This window comes from Gordonia hydrophobica NBRC 16057 (genome assembly GCF_001592365.1).
GTDB classification, from domain to species: domain Bacteria; phylum Actinomycetota; class Actinomycetes; order Mycobacteriales; family Mycobacteriaceae; genus Gordonia; species Gordonia hydrophobica.
In genome coordinates, this window is the sequence record NZ_BCWU01000008.1 from 1 (window position 1) to 18456 (window position 18456).

19 protein-coding genes are annotated in these 18456 nt (G+C 67.2%); 4 read left to right on the top strand and 15 right to left on the bottom strand.

The features are described 5' to 3' along the window. Window positions 1-324: 324 nt before the first annotated feature. From GH2_RS13995 to rsmD, 8 genes are all read right to left on the bottom strand, one after another. Window positions 325-1293, bottom strand: coding sequence for an NADP-dependent oxidoreductase (locus tag GH2_RS13995; RefSeq protein WP_066169238.1), 969 nt, complete (start codon window positions 1291-1293; stop codon window positions 325-327). 115 nt (window positions 1294-1408) lie between these two features. After that, window positions 1409-2260: a helix-turn-helix transcriptional regulator gene (locus GH2_RS14000; RefSeq protein WP_066169594.1), complete on the bottom strand. Its 852-nt coding sequence runs from the start codon at window positions 2258-2260 to the stop codon at window positions 1409-1411. A gap of 107 nt (window positions 2261-2367) precedes the next feature. Further along, entirely contained in the window at window positions 2368-3246 is an 879-nt protein-coding gene (mutM, locus tag GH2_RS14005) for a bifunctional DNA-formamidopyrimidine glycosylase/DNA-(apurinic or apyrimidinic site) lyase (protein WP_066169240.1), read from the bottom strand. A 9-nt stretch (window positions 3247-3255) separates the two neighbouring features. Continuing rightward, window positions 3256-3957, bottom strand: coding sequence for a ribonuclease III (rnc, locus tag GH2_RS14010; protein ID WP_066169242.1), 702 nt, complete (start codon window positions 3955-3957; stop codon window positions 3256-3258). Next, the gene (locus GH2_RS14015) at window positions 3954-4529 is read right to left on the bottom strand and encodes a YceD family protein (RefSeq protein ID WP_169802460.1); all 576 of its coding nucleotides are present in this window, start codon (window positions 4527-4529) and stop codon (window positions 3954-3956) included. Before GH2_RS14015 ends, rnc begins: the two co-directional genes overlap by 4 nt. A 45-nt stretch (window positions 4530-4574) precedes the next feature. After that, window positions 4575-5363, bottom strand: coding sequence for a DivIVA domain-containing protein (locus GH2_RS14020; protein ID WP_066169244.1), 789 nt, complete (start codon window positions 5361-5363; stop codon window positions 4575-4577). A gap of 118 nt (window positions 5364-5481) precedes the next feature. Further along, window positions 5482-5970, bottom strand: a complete 489-nt coding sequence (gene coaD / locus GH2_RS14025; protein WP_066169246.1) for a pantetheine-phosphate adenylyltransferase — start codon at window positions 5968-5970, stop codon at window positions 5482-5484. A gap of 37 nt (window positions 5971-6007) precedes the next feature. After that, a complete protein-coding gene (gene rsmD, locus GH2_RS14030; protein WP_066169248.1) occupies window positions 6008-6553 on the bottom strand; it encodes a 16S rRNA (guanine(966)-N(2))-methyltransferase RsmD in 546 nt (181 codons plus the stop codon). A 65-nt stretch (window positions 6554-6618) separates the two neighbouring features. Between rsmD and GH2_RS14035 the strand changes: the two genes are divergently transcribed. The 4 genes from GH2_RS14035 to GH2_RS14050 all read left to right on the top strand — a co-directional run bounded on the left by GH2_RS14035 (window position 6619) and on the right by GH2_RS14050 (window position 9890). Next, window positions 6619-7521 (top strand): Sir2 family NAD-dependent protein deacetylase, encoded by a 903-nt coding sequence (locus tag GH2_RS14035; protein ID WP_066169250.1) that lies wholly within the window; start codon window positions 6619-6621, stop codon window positions 7519-7521. A gap of 106 nt (window positions 7522-7627) precedes the next feature. Continuing rightward, a complete protein-coding gene (ectA, locus tag GH2_RS14040; protein ID WP_066169252.1) occupies window positions 7628-8155 on the top strand; it encodes a diaminobutyrate acetyltransferase in 528 nt (175 codons plus the stop codon). A gap of 35 nt (window positions 8156-8190) precedes the next feature. After that, window positions 8191-9471, top strand: a complete 1281-nt coding sequence (gene ectB, locus GH2_RS14045) for a diaminobutyrate--2-oxoglutarate transaminase (protein ID WP_066169253.1) — start codon at window positions 8191-8193, stop codon at window positions 9469-9471. Continuing rightward, window positions 9468-9890 (top strand): ectoine synthase, encoded by a 423-nt coding sequence (locus GH2_RS14050; RefSeq protein ID WP_066169255.1) that lies wholly within the window; start codon window positions 9468-9470, stop codon window positions 9888-9890. Before ectB ends, GH2_RS14050 begins: the two co-directional genes overlap by 4 nt. Before the next feature lie 284 nt (window positions 9891-10174). Here GH2_RS14050 and proB read toward each other — a convergent pair whose 3' ends face one another. The 7 genes from proB to GH2_RS14085 all read right to left on the bottom strand — a co-directional run bounded on the left by proB (window position 10175) and on the right by GH2_RS14085 (window position 18409). Further along, window positions 10175-11335 (bottom strand): glutamate 5-kinase, encoded by a 1161-nt coding sequence (gene proB, locus GH2_RS14055; protein WP_157086095.1) that lies wholly within the window; start codon window positions 11333-11335, stop codon window positions 10175-10177. Further along, complete coding sequence (obgE, locus tag GH2_RS14060; RefSeq protein WP_066169257.1) at window positions 11325-12827, bottom strand: GTPase ObgE; 1503 nt, start codon at window positions 12825-12827, stop codon at window positions 11325-11327. The genes proB and obgE overlap by 11 nt, the downstream gene beginning before the upstream one ends. Window positions 12828-12934: 107 nt before the next feature. After that, window positions 12935-13198: a 50S ribosomal protein L27 gene (gene rpmA / locus GH2_RS14065; RefSeq protein ID WP_066169259.1), complete on the bottom strand. Its 264-nt coding sequence runs from the start codon at window positions 13196-13198 to the stop codon at window positions 12935-12937. 36 nt (window positions 13199-13234) lie between these two features. After that, window positions 13235-13546, bottom strand: coding sequence for a 50S ribosomal protein L21 (gene rplU / locus GH2_RS14070; RefSeq protein WP_066169262.1), 312 nt, complete (start codon window positions 13544-13546; stop codon window positions 13235-13237). 225 nt (window positions 13547-13771) lie between these two features. Continuing rightward, complete coding sequence (locus GH2_RS14075; RefSeq protein ID WP_066169264.1) at window positions 13772-17143, bottom strand: translation initiation factor IF-2 N-terminal domain-containing protein; 3372 nt, start codon at window positions 17141-17143, stop codon at window positions 13772-13774. A gap of 315 nt (window positions 17144-17458) precedes the next feature. Next, entirely contained in the window at window positions 17459-17875 is a 417-nt protein-coding gene (gene ndk, locus GH2_RS14080) for a nucleoside-diphosphate kinase (protein ID WP_066169266.1), read from the bottom strand. Window positions 17876-17938: 63 nt separating this feature from the next. Then, complete coding sequence (locus GH2_RS14085; RefSeq protein WP_066169267.1) at window positions 17939-18409, bottom strand: hypothetical protein; 471 nt, start codon at window positions 18407-18409, stop codon at window positions 17939-17941. Between the last annotated feature and the right edge of the window lie 47 nt (window positions 18410-18456).

The following is an 18456-nucleotide window of genomic DNA, read 5'->3' on the forward strand; positions in this document are numbered from 1 at the left end:
AGCCGGAGGACGAATGAGCAAGGCCGTGACGGTACTGACCGTTACCGACGATGAAACGATCCGACTATCGCTTCCGAGCACCTGAGCCAGTCGCAGAGCGACCGTGTTCGAGCACCTGGCGGCCCTCAAGGAGACCGGCCTGGAGCGGATAGATGCAGGTCCGGGGAGATCGTCAGCACCGGACGGTCGCGGTGGATCCGGTCAGTGCCAGCGGGCGGTGCCACGGCTCTGCCGCAGCGGCGGGCCGAGACCGCAGCTCAGGTCCAAGAACGCCCCGGATGCGTTGGAGTCTCGGTCAAGGCCCGCCGGATCGAGGCTGCCGGTTCAGCTGCCGAGGCGGGAGTTCGTCCGGAGCACGATCTTTCCCGTGCTGTGGCCGCTCTCGATGGCGCGGTGGGCGTCCGCGGCATCAGCGAGGTCGAAGACTTCGGAGACCGTCGGCACTAACACGCCGTGGGCAGCGAGGTCGGCAATCGCTGTCAGCCAATCCCGCTGCGTGTGCACATGGGTCGCGGCGAACCCGACCCCTGCCTGCTTGGCCGCGGCTTCGAGCCCCTCGGCCCCACCACCAAGGGCGATCAGCGTCCCACCGGTGCGCACTGCCCTCAGCGCGGTGTCCCGAGAGCCGGCGGCGAGACTGAGCGTCACGTCCACCATGCCGGCAAGCGCGTCGATCGCATCGCCATCGCGATAGTCGACGGTCTCGTCCGCTCCCAGTTCGCGCAGCCATTCGTGCTTGCCACTGCTGGCCACCGCGATGACCCTCGCTCCGAGGTGGTGAGCGAGTTGAACGGCGAGGTGCCCGACGCCGCCGCCTGCCCCGGTGATGAGGACCCGCTGGCCCGGCTGCACGGCGGTGGTGTCGGTGAAGGCCTGCCAGGCTGTCATCGCCGCCATCGGCAGCGCGGCTGCCTGGTCGTCGCTGAGGTTCTCCGGCGCAGGGACGAGGTCCGCAGCAGGGATGATCACGTGTTCGGCGTAGGCCGAACCAGGCTTGGGGAACCGAGCCAGGCCGAGCACCCGCTGCCCGGGGGACAGTCCGGCCACAGCGCTGCCGACGGCCTCGACGATGCCTGCGACGTCCCAGCCCGGCGTGTACGGAAGCGTGATGATTCCGGCCGCTGCCATGCCGCCTCCGGTGCGGGTCATCACGTCGATCTGATTGACGCCGGCCGCGGCGACCCGTACCAGGACCTCGTCCGGGCCGACGTCGGCTGCGGACGGCGGCGTCACGTCAACGACTTCGAGGGTCTCGGGCCCTCCGAACACTCGCTGGACGATCTGGGTGCTCATACGACTCCTTTTCATCGGGTGACGGTGCGCCCTTCATCTGCGAACCACACCGACCTCCCCAGCGTCCGCCTTCGCCGACGTTTCCGACAGGCACTCCAGGGGACCCCCACGAAAGTCATGTCCGAAGTGTCCGCGACCAGGCCCCCAGCAGCGAGAGCGCGTCCGCGGTCGAGCTGTCCGGGGCAGAGGTGTAGGTCGTGATGGACACGGTCGGGTCGCCGGGCAGCGCGAGATCGGTATAGATCAGGTCGAGGGTGCCGACGCCCGGGTGGTGGAAGGTCTTACGGCCCTGAGAATGGCGGTGGACGTTGTACTTGCCCCACCTCGCGGCGAAATCATCGCTGCGGGCTGCTAGTTCTCCAATCATGTCGCTGAGCTTCTCGTCCAGCGGGTCACGACCCGCAGCGGCGCGCAGCACGGACACGGTGAAGTTCCGAGCGCCGTCGTAGTCGCTGTAGAAGTCCTGAGCACGGGAGTCGAGAAACGCGAACCGAGCGAAGTTCGGTTGCCCGGTCATGCTGAACGGCCCCGGGTACAGCGCGCGCCCGAGGTCGTTGGCGGCGATGAGGTCCATCCGGGCGTTCTGCACAACCGCAGGCACCGTCATCGAGTCGATGACCTGCTGTACGGCCGCGGTCACCGCCGGTTCCTGCCGCGGCCTCCTGCTGACGCGGGGCGAGGAACGCGCGGTCCGGGCGAGATTGTAGAGATGGGCACGCTCGTCGTGGTCGAGTTGGAGCACGCGGGCGAGGGCCTCGAGCACGCTCTCGGACGCGCCGCCGAGTCCGCCGCGCTCCAGGCGTGTGTAGTACTCGACGCTTACCCCAGCCAGCATCGCGACCTCCTCGCGCCGCAGCCCGGGCACGCGGCGATCCCCGCCTCCGACGTAGGGCAGACCGACCATCTCCGGGGTGACTCGGCCCCTCCTGCTCATCAGGAAGTCCCTGATCTCACGGCTGATCTCCATGCGTTCAAGAGTAGGCGGGACCACCTGCGGCCCGCCCTCGCAGAGCAGATTCAGCGCCTGCACGCGTCCTCGGACGTTGGCTCACGATGGGCGCTGCCGCGCCACTGTCACCGAGTCTGGCGTCGCGCTCTCGGCGGCAGCTGACAGTTCGGACAGAAGTGGGATCCCCGATTCATGAACTGCTCTCGCAAGACCGGCGTCCCGCACCTCGGACAAGGCAGGCCGGTTCTGCCATATGCGCTTAATGATCTGTCGAAGTACCCCGACTGCCCGTTCACATTCACATACAGATCGTCGAAGGAGGTGCCGCCGACCTCGATCGCCTCCCCCATCACGTCGGTGATGTGGTCGACGAGTTCGCCGAGTCTGGCGCGCGGGATGCCTTTGGTCCGACGTCGCCCGTGCAGCTGGGCGCGCCAGAGGGACTCGTCGGCGTAGATGTTGCCGACGCCGGAGATGACGGTCTGGTCGAGAATCGCGCGTTTGATCTCGGTGTCCCGCCGACGGAGCGCGGACACCACGTCGTCGCGGCTGAACGCGTCCTCGAACGGGTCCGCGGCGATATGCGCCACCGATTCGGGCAGCTTCCGCGCGGGAGTGTCGACGAGGTCGTCGAGCAACCAGCCGCCGAAAGTCCGTTGGTCGACGAAACGGAGCTCGTGCCCGTCATCGAGGACGGCGCGAATGCGCAGGTGGATCGGATCCTCCGCACCCTGCTCTGCGATCAGCATCTGCCCGCTCATCCCGAGGTGGACCACCGCTGCGACCTCGTCCGACAGGTCGGAGGCCAGAAGCCACATGTACTTGCCGCGGCGTTCGACGCCGTCGACGTGCTTGCCGCGCAGGCGATTGACCAGATCCAGACCGCCGCCGACATGGCGTCGGACCGCCCTGGGATGCAGGACTTCGACGTCGCGGACGGTACGGCCCGCGAGGTGAACGGCGAGACCGCGGCGGATGGTCTCTACTTCAGGAAGCTCAGGCACGGCTGCTCGTCAGACTTTGTCGTTGAGCGCTTTCCACGCCAGTTCGGCAGCGTGCTGCTCGGCTTCTTTCTTCGTCTTGCCGACGCCCTGTCCCAACTCCTCGCCACCGACGACGGCGACGGCGGTGAACTCCTTGTTGTGGTCGGGACCGGTGGAGGTGATGGTGTACTGCGGCTGCCCCAGATTCCGCTCGGCCGCCAACTCCTGCAGCGACGTCTTCCAGTCGAGGCCGGCGCCGAGACGGCCCGCCCGCTCGATGATCGGCTCGAAGAGATTCATGATGACCTTCTTCGACACCTCGATGCCGTGATCGAGGAACACGGCGCCGAAGACGGACTCCAGCCCGTCAGCGAGGATCGACGCCTTGTCGCGGCCGCCGGTCAGTTCCTCGCCTCGACCGAGATGCAGGTGTGCCCCGAGTCCGCCGTCACCGAGGCCCCGAGCGACGTCGGCCAGCGCATGCATGTTCACCACGCTCGCGCGGATCTTGGCCAACTCGCCCTCGGGCCGGTCCGGGAAGCCCACGTACAACCGCTCGGTGACGACCACGCCGAGCACCGCGTCGCCGAGGAACTCCAGACGCTCATTGGTCGGCAGGCCGCCGTTCTCATAGGCGTACGACCGATGGGTCAACGCCAACTCGAGCAGGTCCCCACTCACGGTGATGCCGAGGACGTCGGTGAGCAGGCTGGGATCGGGGCGTTTGCTCACTGAGCGTCACCGGCCTCGTCGGCCCTGCCTGCCGCCTTCGGATCGTCGAGCCGCTCGGCGAGTTTGGCCCACCGCGGATCGATGATGTCGTGGCCGTGGTCGGGCTCGGCGTCGGTGAGTTTGACGCCGCAGATCGAGCACAGGCCGGGGCATTCCGGGGTACACAGCGGCGACAGCGGCAGGTCGGTGGCGACGGCGTCGATCACGACCTGCTCCAGGTCGATCTTCTCGTCGACGATCCGTTCCACCTCTTCGTCCTCGTCGGCAGTACGATCGGTCTCGCTGTCCGGGTAGGCGAACAGCTCGGTGAGGTACACCGAGATGTCCTGATCCAGCGGGTCCAGACACCGACTGCACTGCCCCTCGGCGTGCCCGCCGACGGTTCCGGTCACGAGCACGCCCTCCGACACCGACTCCAGCCGGAGATCGAAGTCCACCCGCCCTCCGGCCGGGATGCCGATCATCTCGGCGCCGATGCGATCGGGCGTATCGAAGGACCATGCCTTCTCGGTCAGCGAACCGGGGCGCCGGGGCACCGACCGGACGTCGATCACGAATCCAGAATCAGTCACTCAGACGATGTTACTTCGTCGGCCCCACGGGGATCGACGGACCGTTCAGCCGGCCATCTGGGCCGGGCCGCGCTGCGGCTCGGCGTCCACACCGTGCGGGTACTCCACGTAGTCGTGGACGCCGGCACCGGTACGCAGCTGCTGCCGACCGCGGTTCACCGACCGCAGAGTGCCGGTGAGGATCTCCTCGAAGTCCGCCAGCTTGTCGTCGACGTAGATGTCGCAGTCACCGCGCAGCCGATCCGATTCGGCGTGGGCGGCGTCGACGATCCGCTCGGCTTCCGACTTCGCCGCGGCGACGACCTCGGACTCCGACACCAGTCGTTGCTGCTCGGAGATGCCGTCGGCGACCGACTTGTCGTAGCTGGAGTTACCCGCGTCGACGACGCGCGCGGCCTCGGCGCGGGCCCGACCGGTCACCGACTCGTATTCGCGAGCAGCGCTGTGCTCCAGCCGCTGCGCCTCGTCGTTCGCGTCGCCGACGATGGCCTGTGCGTTCCCGGTGGCCTCGTCGATCATGCGGTCGGCGCGCGCCTTGGCCTCGGCGAGGATCCGGTCGGCCTCGGCCCGGGCGTGGGCGACCATCGACTCGGAGTCGTTCTCCGCGCCGGTGATCAGTCGATCGGACTGCTCCCGCGCATTCGAGACGAGCGTATCGCGCTCGTCGAGCACGTCCTGCGCGTCGTCGAGCTCACCGGGCAGCGCGTCGCGGAGATCGTCCAGCAGTTCCAGCACGTCGCCACGAGGAACGACGCATCCGGCGGTCATCGGCACGGTGCGTGCCTCTTCGACGATCGCGACCAGCTCGTCGAGCGTTTCAAATACGCGGTACACGATTACCCCAATCCGGCTCAGCCTCGGTACGGCGGCCTTTGATATGTCTGAGGCCATTGTGCCGAATGTTGCGGCTGTGACTGAGGAGGCGACGCGGGCGTGTCGCCGTGGTCAGGCATCACACCGTGCGTGTTCCGGAGATCCGATCGAGGAGCGCGGTGTGAATGTGAGTCGACAGGTAGGGCGTCACGTCGCCGCCGAGCTTGGCGACCTCTTTCACCAGCGAGCTCGACACGTGCGCGAACCGCGGATCGGTCAGCATGAACAAGGTCTCGCAGCCGGTGAGCTCCCGGTTCATCTGCGCCATCGGGATCTCGTAGGCGAAGTCGGTCTCGGACCGCAGGCCCTTGACCATGGTGTCGGCGTTCTCTTCGGTGAGCAGGTCGACGACGAGACCGGTCCAGCTCCGCACCTCGACGTTCGGCAGATCGGCACAGTCCTCCTCGATGAGCTTGATGCGCTCGTCGACGTTGAACATTCCCTGCTTATTGGGGTTCACCACCACCGCCACGACGACGCGGTCGAACCGCGCGGCGGTGCGCTCGACCACGTACCGATGGCCGAGGGTGAACGGATCGTAGGAACCAGGACAGACAGCAGCACTCATGTCTGCCGAATCTACTTGGGCCGCCCCGATCGCGGCGTCAGCGGCTCGCCATCACCACGACGCTGTCGCCGTACTGCTTGCTCGCCGCCTCGTCGAGCCCGTCGGGCCAGCTGATCTCACCGCTGCGGCGCCCGCGCTCCACCACGATCCAGCCGTCTTGGGAGAGCATCGTCGCGCACTGCGCGATCACCGCGTTCACTGTCTCCGTCGACACCTCGTACGGCGGATCGAGGAAGATCAGATCGAACTCGGCGCCCGGTGCGGCGACGAACGATTCGACGCTGCGATTGACGATGCGGACGCGGGCCGCCGCGCCGCACACCGAGATGTTGTCGCGAAGCACACCGGCGGCGCGACGATCGGATTCCACCAGGACGGCCGACGCCGCGCCCCGCGACACCGCCTCGATGCCGAGCGCCCCGGTACCCGCATACAGGTCCAGGACACGCAGATCCGAGAGGTCCATGCGCGAACCCAGCATGGAGAACACGGCCTCCCGCACACGGTCGGAGGTGGGTCGGGTGGTGTCGGCCGGAACGGAGAGCCGACGGCCACGGAATTCACCGGCGATGATTCTGGTCATATCGAGGTCATCGTACCCAGTCGCACGCCCGCCGGGCACACGTGCGGCGCAGTACCGTTGTCGGTATGCGCACTCGTACCGCCGCATGGACACCGGCTCGGGCCACCGTCGCCGATCCCGACCCGCAGCGTCGTGCCGAGGAACTCGCCGAGCGCATCGCCGACCGCCGCGTGGTCGTGCTGACCGGTGCGGGCATCTCCACCCCGTCCGGCATTCCGGACTACCGCAGCCCCGGGTCGCCGACGCGCAACCCGATGACCATCGACGTCTTCCTCGCCACGCCGGAGAACCGTCGCCGCTACTGGGCGCGCAATCACCTCGGCTGGCGCCACATGGACGCCGCCCGACCCAACGCCGCGCACCGGGCACTGGTCGCACTGCAGGACGCGGGCGTCGTCACCGGCGTCATCACCCAGAACGTCGACATGCTCCATATGAAGGCGGGTTCACGTCCGGTCGTCGATCTACACGGGTCGTACGGTCGCGTCCGGTGTCTGGACTGCGGCGCACTGTTCTCCCGGCACCGCCACGCCGAGGCCCTGGAGGCGGCGAATCCGGGTTACGCCCGTCGGGTCGCGTCGCGCGGTGCCATCGAAGTGGCGCCCGACGCCGACGCCGCACTCGAGGACATCGGTGACTTCGTGATGGTGAACTGTTCGAACTGCGACGGCGTCCTCAAGCCGGACATCGTCTACTTCGGCGAGACCGTGCAGAAGGAGGTCGTCGAACGGTCGTACGCGATGGTCGACGACGCCGACGCCCTGCTGGTCGCCGGGTCGTCTCTGACTGTCATGTCAGGCCTTCGCTTCGTCCGACGGGCCGCGACCACCGGCAAATCCGTGTACATCGTGAACCGCGGCGACACCCGCGGCGACGGCATCGCCGAACTCAAGATCGACCACCGCTGCGAAGTGGTCCTGCCCGCTGTCGCGACCCTCATCGGATACCGCCGTTCTTCGTTACTGTGATGTACACCACATTGGTTGCTTGAACTGCACAAAGGTCAGGCCTCGACGGGCCAATATGCAATCGGACCTGACTTTCATCTAACCGCCCGATAACCTCGATCACGTCATGAACCCGATTGAGAACACACCGGAGACAGACACCGGAAATACGGTCGCCTTTCGGCGGCCGCGGGCCCGTGACGGAAAAAGAATGTGGGAGATCGCTCGCGATTCGCAGGTTTTAGATGTGAATTCGCCGTATGCCTACGTTCTTTGGTCACAGGATTTTTCCGAGACGTCAATCGTGGCCGAAGTCGACGGCAATGTCGTCGGTTTCGTCACCGGATACCGCAGACCCGCCACTCCCGACACACTGATGGTCTGGCAGGTCGCCGTCGACGACGCGCAACGCGGAAAGAGGGTTGCCCAGCGCATGCTGTGCGGACTCTTCGAGCACTGCGCATCGGCAGGCGTGGTAGCCATCAACACCACGATAAGCCCCGATAATGAGGCGTCACAGCGGCTGTTCGCAGGCGCTGCCCGAGCCCTCGGCCTGCGCTTTGCGCGCGAGCCGTTCTTCAGCGCAGATCTGTTCCTCGACTCACACGAGCCCGAAGACCTGTATCTGCTTACGCCGGCGGCCGCCACTGAGTGAGCGCCGGCAAAACACAACGAGGAAATCTCGAACAAATGACTATCGAAACTGCACTGGACGATCGCACCTTCACCAAGCACGAATCTGAAGTCCGCTCTTACTGCCGCGGCTGGCCCGCCATCTTCGACACCGCACAAGGCAGCTGGATCACCGACGTCGACGGAAAGCGTTACCTCGACTTCTTCGCAGGCGCAGGCGCCCTCAATTACGGGCACAATAACCCTGAACTGAAATCTGCTCTCCTGGACTACATCTCGCGAGACGGCATCACTCACGGGCTCGATATGTCGACCGTCGCGAAGGGCGAATTCCTGGAGACGTTCGCCAGCAAGATCCTCGAGCCGCGCGGTCTGGACTACAAGGTCCAGTTCCCCGGCCCCACCGGAACCAACGCCGTCGAGGCAGCCCTCAAGCTGGCGCGCAAGGTGACCGGTCGCGAGGCCATCATCAACTTCACCAACGCCTTCCACGGCATGACCCTCGGTTCGCTCGCCGTCACCGGTAACTCCATGAAGCGCGCCGGTGCGGGCATCCCGCTCGTCCACGCGACCCCGATGCCGTTCGACAACTACTTCGACGGCGTCGTCGAGGACTTCAACTGGTTCGAGCGCGTGCTGGACGACTCCGGTTCGGGCTTCAACCGGCCCGCCGCCGTGATCGTGGAGACCGTGCAGGGTGAGGGCGGCGTCAACGTCGCCCGCGCCGAATGGCTGCGTGGACTCGCCGACCTGTGCAAGCGCCGCGACATCCTGTTGATCGTCGACGACGTGCAGATGGGCTGCGGACGCACCGGCGACTTCTTCTCGTTCGAAGAGGCGGGCATCGTGCCCGACATCGTCACGCTGTCGAAGTCGATCGGCGGCTACGGCATGCCGCTGGCGCTCACCCTCATCCGTCCCGAGTTGGACGTCTGGGAGCCCGGCGAGCACAACGGCACCTTCCGCGGCAACAACCCGGCGTTCGTCACCGCGACGGCCGCCATCAACGAATACTGGTCCGACGACCAGCTCTCGGTGCAGGTCAAGGCCAAGGGCATCGAGATCGCCCAGGCGTTCGATGAGATCTGCGCGCGTCACGAGGGTCTCTCGCACCGCGGTCGCGGCATGGTTCAGGGTCTGGTCTTCGAGCAGGCCGAACTGGCCGACCGCACCTGTGAGATCGCGTTCGGCAAGGGACTCCTCGCCGAGACGTCCGGTCCCAACTCCGAGGTCGTCAAGCTTCTCCCGCCGCTGACGATGACCAGTGAAGAACTCGCACAGGGTCTGGCAATCCTGAGCGAATCCGTCGATGAAGCCATCAAGGAGACCAACGCATGATCGTCCGCACCACCGAAGAGATCACCGGCACCGACCGCGAGGTGGCCGACCCGAAGGGCAATTGGGTCTCCAAGCGGATCGTGCTCGGTGGTGACGGTGTCGGATTCTCGTTCCACGAGACCACCATCAAGGCTGGATCGGTCAACGAGTTCCACTACGCCAACCACATCGAAGCGGTGTGGCTGGTCGAGGGCAAGGGCACCTTGCTCGACCGGGAGACCGGTGAGACCTACCCGCTGAGCGCGGGCAGCATGTACCTGCTGAACGGACACGAGCGGCACACGGTGACCGTCGAGGAGCAGATGCGCATGCTCTGCGTCTTCAACCCGCCGGTGGTCGGCACCGAGGTCCACGACGAGAACGGCGTGTATCCGCTGGTCCCCGTCCCGGTCGGCGACGGCAAGCACCGCAAGGCCTGATCACCTCTGCACAGAACCCCTCCCCTGACTCGGCGTCAGGCGGAGGGGTTCTCTGCTGTTCTCGGTCCCTACACGAGCCCTCGTCCGACCGATCCCAGCTGAGAACTGCCCGCTCAGACGCTCCCGACGGAACACTGCCGTCGGAGGATGCTGAGCAAGCAGTTCTCAGCACCATGTGACGGTAGGCGGCGCAGCGATACCAGGTCCAACGCAGTCCTCACGCAGAGCTGCGTCGGTTCGTTTTAGTTTCATACGTTCTCGTGATCGCACCACTTCGCGGCCAGTCAGGCGACCGGGACCAGATCGTCGGCGTGCACGACCGCGCGCCGCAGATCCGGCGGCAGCTCCGAGGTGGAGTGGCCGACCATTCTGGCGACGTCGTCGGCGTCGTACGACGTGACGCCCCGCGCACGCACCGCTCCGGTCTGATCACGCAGTTCCACCACGTCGCCGTCGGAGAAGTCTCCGACAACAGCGGTGATGCCCGCGGGCAGTAGCGAACGACGCCGCGCGGTCACCGCGGCGATCGCGCCGTCGTCGAGGGTCAGTGAACCGTGTGCCTCCGCAGCATGACGCACCCAGAACCGCCGAGCGGACAGCCGCGTGGGGCGTGCCTGAAAGACCGTGCCGACCGACGCGTCGCCGAGCGCCGTCGCAGCTTCCGACGCCGCAGCCAAGAGCACCGGGACACCCGAGTCGGCAGCCAGTCGCGCCGCCGCGAGCTTCGAGGCCATTCCGCCGGTGCCGAGCGCTCCGCCGGTGCCGGCGATGACACCGTCGAGATCCTCCGGACCGTCGACCTGCTCGATCAGTCGGGCCGGCTTGCCGTCCGGACCGGGCTTACGCGGATCCCCGTTGTAGAGGCCGTCGACGTCGGACAGCAGCACCAGCGCATCAGCGTGGACCAGGTGCGCGACCAGTGCGCCCAGCCGGTCGTTGTCGCCGAACCGGATCTCGTTGGTGGCGACGGTGTCGTTCTCGTTGACGACAGCGACGGCATGCAGAAAGCGCAGTCGATCGAGCGTCCGCTGGGCGTTGGCGTGGTGTGCGCGATTCGAGATGTCGTCCGCAGTGAGCAGCACCTGTCCCACCACGCGGTCGTAGCGACCGAACGACGTGCCCCACGCATGTGCCAGCCGCAGTTGCCCGACGCTCGCTGCGGCCTGCTTCGTGGCCAGATCGCGGGGGCGCTTGGTCAGCCCGAGCGGTGCGATTCCTGCACCGACCGCGCCGGAGGACACGACGATCACGTCCGACCCCGCGCGCATCCGGGCTTCGAGGGCGTCGACGAGCGCGTCGAGGCGCGCGTGATCGATCCCGTTCGCCATCTCCGTCACGGCCGACGATCCGATCTTGACGACGATGCTGCGTGCGTTCGCGATGTTCGCCCGCGCCGGACTCACGGCCGCACGATTGCTCCGTGCGGCCGTCGCGTCACTGCTCATCGTCGACGTCGCCGTCGTCGACACGACCCTCGCCCCAGCCGAGTTCGGTGTCGGCCGAGGCCTCGCGGCGGGCCTTCCGCGCCTGTTTGCGCTCGGCGGCGCCGACGCGGTCGTTGCGTTCCAGACGGATGTCGGTGCCTCGACCGGTCACCGGGACCGCGTCGCCCATCGGCGTGGTCGGCTCCCAGTCGAAGGTGACGGCGCCGATCGTCACCGGAGAGCCCGGTGTGGCGCCGCGCTTGACGAGCGCGTCCTCCACGCCGAGTCGGCTGAGACGATCCGCCAGATAGCCGACCGCCTCGTCGTTCTCGAACTGGGTCTGCCGAATCCACCGCTCGGGCTGCGCGCCGCGGACGATGAAGCCGCCTTCCACCTCCGGATCGTCGACGATCGTGAAACCGGTCTCGTCGATCGCCTTCGGGCGAATGATCGGACGGCGCGCGACGGGTTTGGCGTGCTCGGAGCGGTACGTGGCGACCATCTGGGCCAGCGCGTACGTGAGTTCGGTGAGCCCGATGTGGGCCACCGCAGAGATGCGGAAGACCGGCCACCCACGTTCGGCGACCTCCGCCTCGACGAACTCGGCGAGTTCGGCGGCATCGGGGACGTCGATCTTGTTGAGGATCACGATGCGCGGGCGGTCCGCGAGGTCGCCGAGCGAGTGGTCCGCGTCCAGGGCCGGCTGATAGGCGGCCAGTTCCGCTTCCAGGGCATCGATGTCGGAGAGCGGATCGCGGCCCGGTTCCAGGGTGGCGCAGTCGACGACGTGGGCGAGCACGGCGCAGCGCTCCAGATGACGCAGGAAGTCCAGGCCGAGTCCACGCCCGTCCGAGGCGCCGGGGATGAGTCCGGGCACATCGGCGATCGTGAACACTTCCGACCCAGCGGTCACGACGCCCAGATTCGGTGCGAGCGTGGTGAACGGGTAGTCGGCGATCTTCGGCTTTGCGGCCGACAGCACCGACACCAGCGACGACTTGCCCGCGGACGGGAAGCCGACCAGACCGACGTCGGCCACCGACTTGAGTTCGAGGACCAGTTCACGTTCCTCGCCGGGTTCGCCGAGCAGCGCGAACCCGGGCGCCTTCCGAGCGCGCGAGGCCAGCGCGGCATTGCCGAGCCCACCCCGACCGCCCTGCGCAGCAATGAACTCGGTGCCCTCGCCGACCAGGTCGGCGACGATCTCGCCGTCCGCATCGATCACCACCGTGCCGTCGGGCACCGGCAGAATCAGGTCGTCTCCGGTGCGCCCGGCACGGTTGCCGCCCTGCCCCGGCTGGCCGTTGGTGGCGCGTGCGTGGGGCCGGAAGTGGAAGTCGAGGAGAGTGTGCACCTGCGGGTCGACCACCAGTCGCACGTCTCCGCCGCGGCCGCCGTTGCCGCCGTCGGGACCGCCGAGCGGCTTGAACTTCTCGCGATGAACCGACGTACAGCCGTGACCGCCGTTGCCTGCGGTCGCATCGATCTTCACGCGGTCGACGAAGCGTGACATTCTCTCGCCTTCCTCGAAATATGTAGAGAGTACGAAAGAGGGCGGGTCTGGACGCTTAGCGACCCTACCCGCCCTCTTTCAAAGAGCTTGTGAGTTTCGTTGCCGGGTCAGACTGCTGCCGGCTCCGGGACGATGTTCACTGTCTTGCGACCGCGCTTCACGTCGAACTTCACGGCGCCCGCCTCGAGAGCGAACAGCGTGTCGTCCTTGCCGCGGCCCACGTTGACGCCGGGGTGGAACTTGGTGCCGCGCTGACGGATCAGGATCTCGCCTGCATTGACCTGCTGGCCGCCGAAGCGCTTCACGCCGAGTCGCTGGGCATTGGAATCGCGACCGTTCCGGGTGCTGGACGCGCCCTTCTTACTTGCCATCTGACTGTCCTCCTAGAAGATTCGAAACGAGCGAGACTACTTGATGCCGGTGACCTTGAGGACCGTCAGCTGCTGACGGTGGCCCTGGCGCTTGTGGTAGCCGGTCTTGTTCTTGTACTTGTGGATCCGAATCTTCGGGCCCTTGACGTGCTCGAGCACCTCGCCGGTGACGGAGACAGCGGCAAGCTTGTCGGCGTCGGTGGTCAGGTTTGCACCATCGACGACCAGCGCCACGGGCAGCTGCACAGAGCTTCCGGGCTCGCCGTCGATCTTCTCGACCTTCACAATGTCGCCCTCTGCGACCTTGTACTGCTTACCGCCGGTCTTGACGATCGCGTACGTTGCCATTCCCGCTGTCCTCTTACTCGTCTCATCGGGCCGGAGTTCGCAGGTCATCCCCTGCCAGTCCGGCGTACTTTGGTGTGTGTGGCCCCGAACCCACAGTGTTCGGGAACCCCTCCCGCTGCTGCGCGCAGCAATGCACGCGCCTGCGGAAGGCGACCTGTCAAGGCTACGGTACCGCGCCTGTCCAGGTCAAACTCTCGACGCGCCGGGCGCGCGCCGAGAGCAAGGTCACTCTTCGCCCGGCGGGGGCCCCGCCACGCGGCGTCCGCTCCGTCGTCGGGACGACCGCTTCACGGCGACGATCGGCTCCGTCGACTGCGGCGCCACCGTGGTCACCGGTCGGGTTTGCACATCGGGCTGCGCCTCGGTCTCGACCGGCGCCTCGACCGGAGTCGGTGCGGCGGTCCGCCGTACGGCGCGACGACGCCTACGCGCCGTCACGGCGACAGCCGGAGCCTCCGGCTGCGCCTCAGCAGGTTTCTCGACCGCAGCGGGCTTCTCGACCTCAGCAGGCTGTTGAGTCTGCACCGGCTTCTCGACCTCGACGGGTGCGTCGACCGTCGCCGTCGACTTCTCCCCCGCCGTCGACTTCTCCCCAGCCGGCGAGCCGTGCTCCGGATGGTCGCCGTGCGCCATGGCGCGGAACAGCGGGTGCTCGGCCGCGGGCTTGTGCGGAGCCTTCGGCTGCGCGTCCGGTTGCGGCGAGTGATGCTGCTGGTGATCGTGCTGCGACCCCGACGACTGCTGTCCGGACTGCTGGTCGCCGCCCCGTCGCCGCGAACGGCGCGAGCGCCGCGACCCTGAATCGCCGGCGCCGCGATTCGCGTCGTCGGCCGGGCGCACCTCGATCGGGTTCGCGTGAACGATGACGCCGCGACCCGAGCACGCAGTACACGTGGTGGAGAAGGCTTCGAGCAGCCCGGTGCCGAGCCGCTTCCGCGTCATCTGCACCAGGCCGAGGGAGGTCACCTCGGACACCTGGTGCCGGGTGCGGTCCCGAGCGAGCGCCTCGGTGAGGCGGCGCAGCACCAGGTCGCGGTTGGACTCCAGGACCATGTCGATGAAGTCCACGATGATCATTCCGCCGATGTCGCGCAAGCGCATCTGCCGAACGATCTCCTCGGCGGCTTCCAGGTTGTTCCGGGTGACGGTCTCTTCCAAGTTGCCGCCGGAACCGGTGAACTTGCCGGTGTTGACGTCGACCACCGTCATCGCTTCGGTGTGCTCGATGATCAGGGTGCCGCCGGAGGGCAGCCACACCTTGCGGTCGAGCGCCTTGGCGAGTTGCTCGTCGATCCGGTGAACGGTGAACGAGTCGGGAGCGTCCGCATGCTCCTTGGTGAACTCCTCGAGCCGTTCCGAGAGGTCCGGCGCCACGTCGCCGACGTAGCCGGAGACCTGCGCCCACGCGCGGTCGCCCTCGATGACCAGCTTGCGGAAGTCCTCGTTGAACAGGTCGCGGACTACCCGGACCAGCAGGTCCGGCTCCTCGTAGAGCGCCTTCGGCGTTCCCGACGCCTTGGACTTGTGCTCCTCAGAAGCCGCCTCGATGCTCTTCCACTGCGCTTCGAGGCGTTCGATGTCTGCCCCGAGGTCCTCGGCACTGACGCCCTCCGACGCCGTGCGGATGATGACGCCCGCCTCGTCCGGAACCAGCTTGGCGAGGATCTGCTTGAGACGCCGACGCTCGGTGTCGGGAAGTTTGCGACTGATGCCCGTCGACGTGCCGCCGGGCACGTACACCAGGTATCGGCCTGCGAGGGAGATCTGGGTCGTGAGCCGGGCTCCCTTGTGCCCGATCGGGTCCTTGCTGACCTGAACCAGCACGTAGTCGCCGGGCTTCAGCGCCTGCTCGATCTTCCGGGAACCGCCGTCGAGGCCTGCGGCCTCCCAGTTCACCTCACCGGCGTACAGGACGCCGTTGCGGCCGCGGCCGATGTCGACGAACGCCGCCTCCATACCGGGCAGCACGTTCTGCACGCGGCCTAGGTAAATGTTGCCGACCATCGACTGCGACGTCTCCGTCGTGACGAAGTGTTCGACCAGCACACCGTCCTCGAGAACCGCGATCTGCGTGTAGTCCTCGGTCGGCGCGTTGTGGTGACCGGCGTCGTGGATGGCGGTGTTGGCCGCGCGCTCACGCACCACCATCACGCGTTCCACCGATTCGCGGCGAGCCAAGAACTCCGACTCGGTGAGGATCGGCGGACGACGACGTCCCGCATCGCGACCGTCACGGCGACGCTGACGCTTGGCCTCCAGGCGGGTGGAGCCGGAGATGCCCTGCACCTCGTCGCGGACCCGCTTGGTGCGCGGTTCACGCTCATGCACGACGGTGTTCGGCGGATCGTCCTGCGACGACGCGTCGTCCCCATCGGATCCGCCGCGGCGACGGCGCCGGCGGCGACGACGACGGGTCGACGGAACGGAGCCGTTCTCGTCGCCGTTGCCGTCCGTCGCCGACTCCGTCTGATCCGAGGCGTCGGCATCACTGTCGGATTCGTCCGCAGTGGAATCTGCGGTCGTGGACTCTCGGTCGGACTCCGACGTGCCGTTGGCGGTGTCGTCGGCAGCAGCGCCGCCCGTGTCTGAATCATCGGAATCGTCTCCGTCGCCGTTCTCGGCGCCCTGATCGCCACGACCCCGACCGCGCCCTCGGCGTCCGCGACGACGACGGCGCGACCGGCTCTCACCGTGGCCGTCGTGGGCATCGCCGTTCGAGTCGTCGTCCGCGTCGCCATTCGAGTCGTCGTCCGTGTCGTGAGCGGCGTCGGCAGCCTCGGTGTCCCGGGTCGATGCGTCCGCCGGCACCGCAGGCTCAGCGGACTCCGTGGCAGTGGCTTCAGCGACAGGGGCTTCAGCGACAGGGGCTTCAGCGACAGGGGTCTCGGCGGCCGCAGGCTCGGTGACAGCAGGCTCGCTGGGAGCGGCGTCGCTGACAGTGGTCTCCGACGCAGCGGTGTCGCTCGCAGTCGTTTCGGGTGCAGAGGATACAGCGTCGCCGGCCGTCGCAGCCTTCTCCGCGGCGGCAGTGGCCTTCTTAGCCTTTCTGCCACCCGACTTCTTGGTCGCCTTCTTCGCGGGGCCGTCGCTCTTGTCGGCCGCGGCTGCCGTTTCGGCCTGAGCGGTGTCCGCGGGCGCGTCGACCTTTGTTGTCTTCGCCGCTGCCTTCTTCGCCGTCTTCTTGGGTGCAGGCGCGGCGTCGTCGGACTCTGCCGACAGGAACAGCGGAGCGGCCGCCTCGCCGCGGACGGGAGTCTGCGGCGCCGCCTGCTCGACCGCGGAGAACAACGACGGCTGGGCCGACGCCGCCTCCGAGGTGGGAGCGGGCTGATCGTTACTCGGCTGATCGGCAGCCGACTCGTCGGTTCCGGACTCGTCGGCGTCGCCGCTGAGTCGGAGCTCGACGGCTTCGGCGTCGGCCCGAGAGATCGACGACTGCGCGGTGCGCGCCGTCACCCCCATCTCATGCAAATGCACAAGCACCTCTTTGCTGGTCAGTCCCAGCGTTCGGGCGAGCGCATGCACGCGGAGTCGAAGGGGAAATTTTTCCGCTGACTGATCCGCCGTAGCGTCAGCCTGCGACCCGTTATCGGTCACGTGGTCTCCTCAAGACCCCCGGGCGCGTCGAAATAAAGCAACGCGGCCACGCGAGGGCCTTTCCAATGTGTGCCGGCCCATCGACCGGGTGTTATGTGGTCTTCGCGTCGTCATGACGCCTTGCTTGACGCAGGCCTCGGACCGCTGCCGGACCCCTGTGGGGATCGGACGGAACCGGGTACCTCAAACTGGCTGTGCGTCGGCCGTCGGCACCAAAGCGTGATGCCGTCGACTTGGCAAGTATCCCACATCACGGGCCTGTGCCCGCACACGAGTGGAGAATTAGCCCCCGCGCGCCGCGCTGCGGGGTACGAATCAGGAGTTCAGAGCGGGAAACCAGAGAGCGATCTCACGTGCAGCAGACTCCGGCGAGTCCGATCCGTGAACGATGTTGAACTGGGTCTCGAGGGCGAAGTCACCGCGGATGGTGCCGGGCGTCGCCTTCTCGACCGGATCGGTGCCGCCGGCCAACTGACGGAAGGCGGCGATGGCGCGCGGCCCCTCCACGACGGCCGCGACGAGCGGGCCCGAAGTGATGAACTCGATCAGCGAACCGTAAAAGGGACGCTCGGCATGCTCGGCGTAGTGCCGGCCTGCGACGTCGTCGGTCACGGTGCGCAGTTCCAGCGCAGCCAAGTGCAGGCCCTTGCGCTCGATGCGCGCGAGTACTTCGCCGACCAGTCCGCGCTGGACGCCGTCGGGCTTGATGAGGACGAGAGTCTGTTCAGTCACGGGAGACACTCTAATGGAGAGTCCCGCGCGGGTGCCGACGCAGGCCCGCGGCCGGGAACACCGCTACTTCGGGCAGTACTGCTTCTCGACGGCGTAGAAACCGTAGTTGAACAGACCACCGCTGCCGTCCGGGCCGTCGATGATGATCTGCAGGCAGGCACCGGGCGTGTCCTTGGCCGACTTCAGTTCACGTTCGAGGTTCGTCGCCATGCCGCGGTTGGCGTCCACATAGGCCGGCGGCACGGGCAGGTTCCGAATCACGTCGTCGGCGCCGCGGTCGTCGAGCCACAAGGTGGCCGAGCGGGTCGCGAGGTAGCCGAGCGCACCGTCGGCCACCGGCATCGGAATGCTCGGTTCCGGGATGCCGTCGAGTTCGGGCTCACTCGAGGCGGACGGAGCTGCGGAACTGCTCGGCGCCGCTGTGGCGAGCGGGCCCACCGCAGCCATCGGCGCGACGACCGCGACGCCTGCCGCGATCACGCCGACTGCGGCCCATCGACGAGTCCGACCCAACACAGTGCTGCTGTTTCCCATATCCCCACTTCTCGCGGTCTCGGTTCCCCGAACCGGTCTTCGCTTTC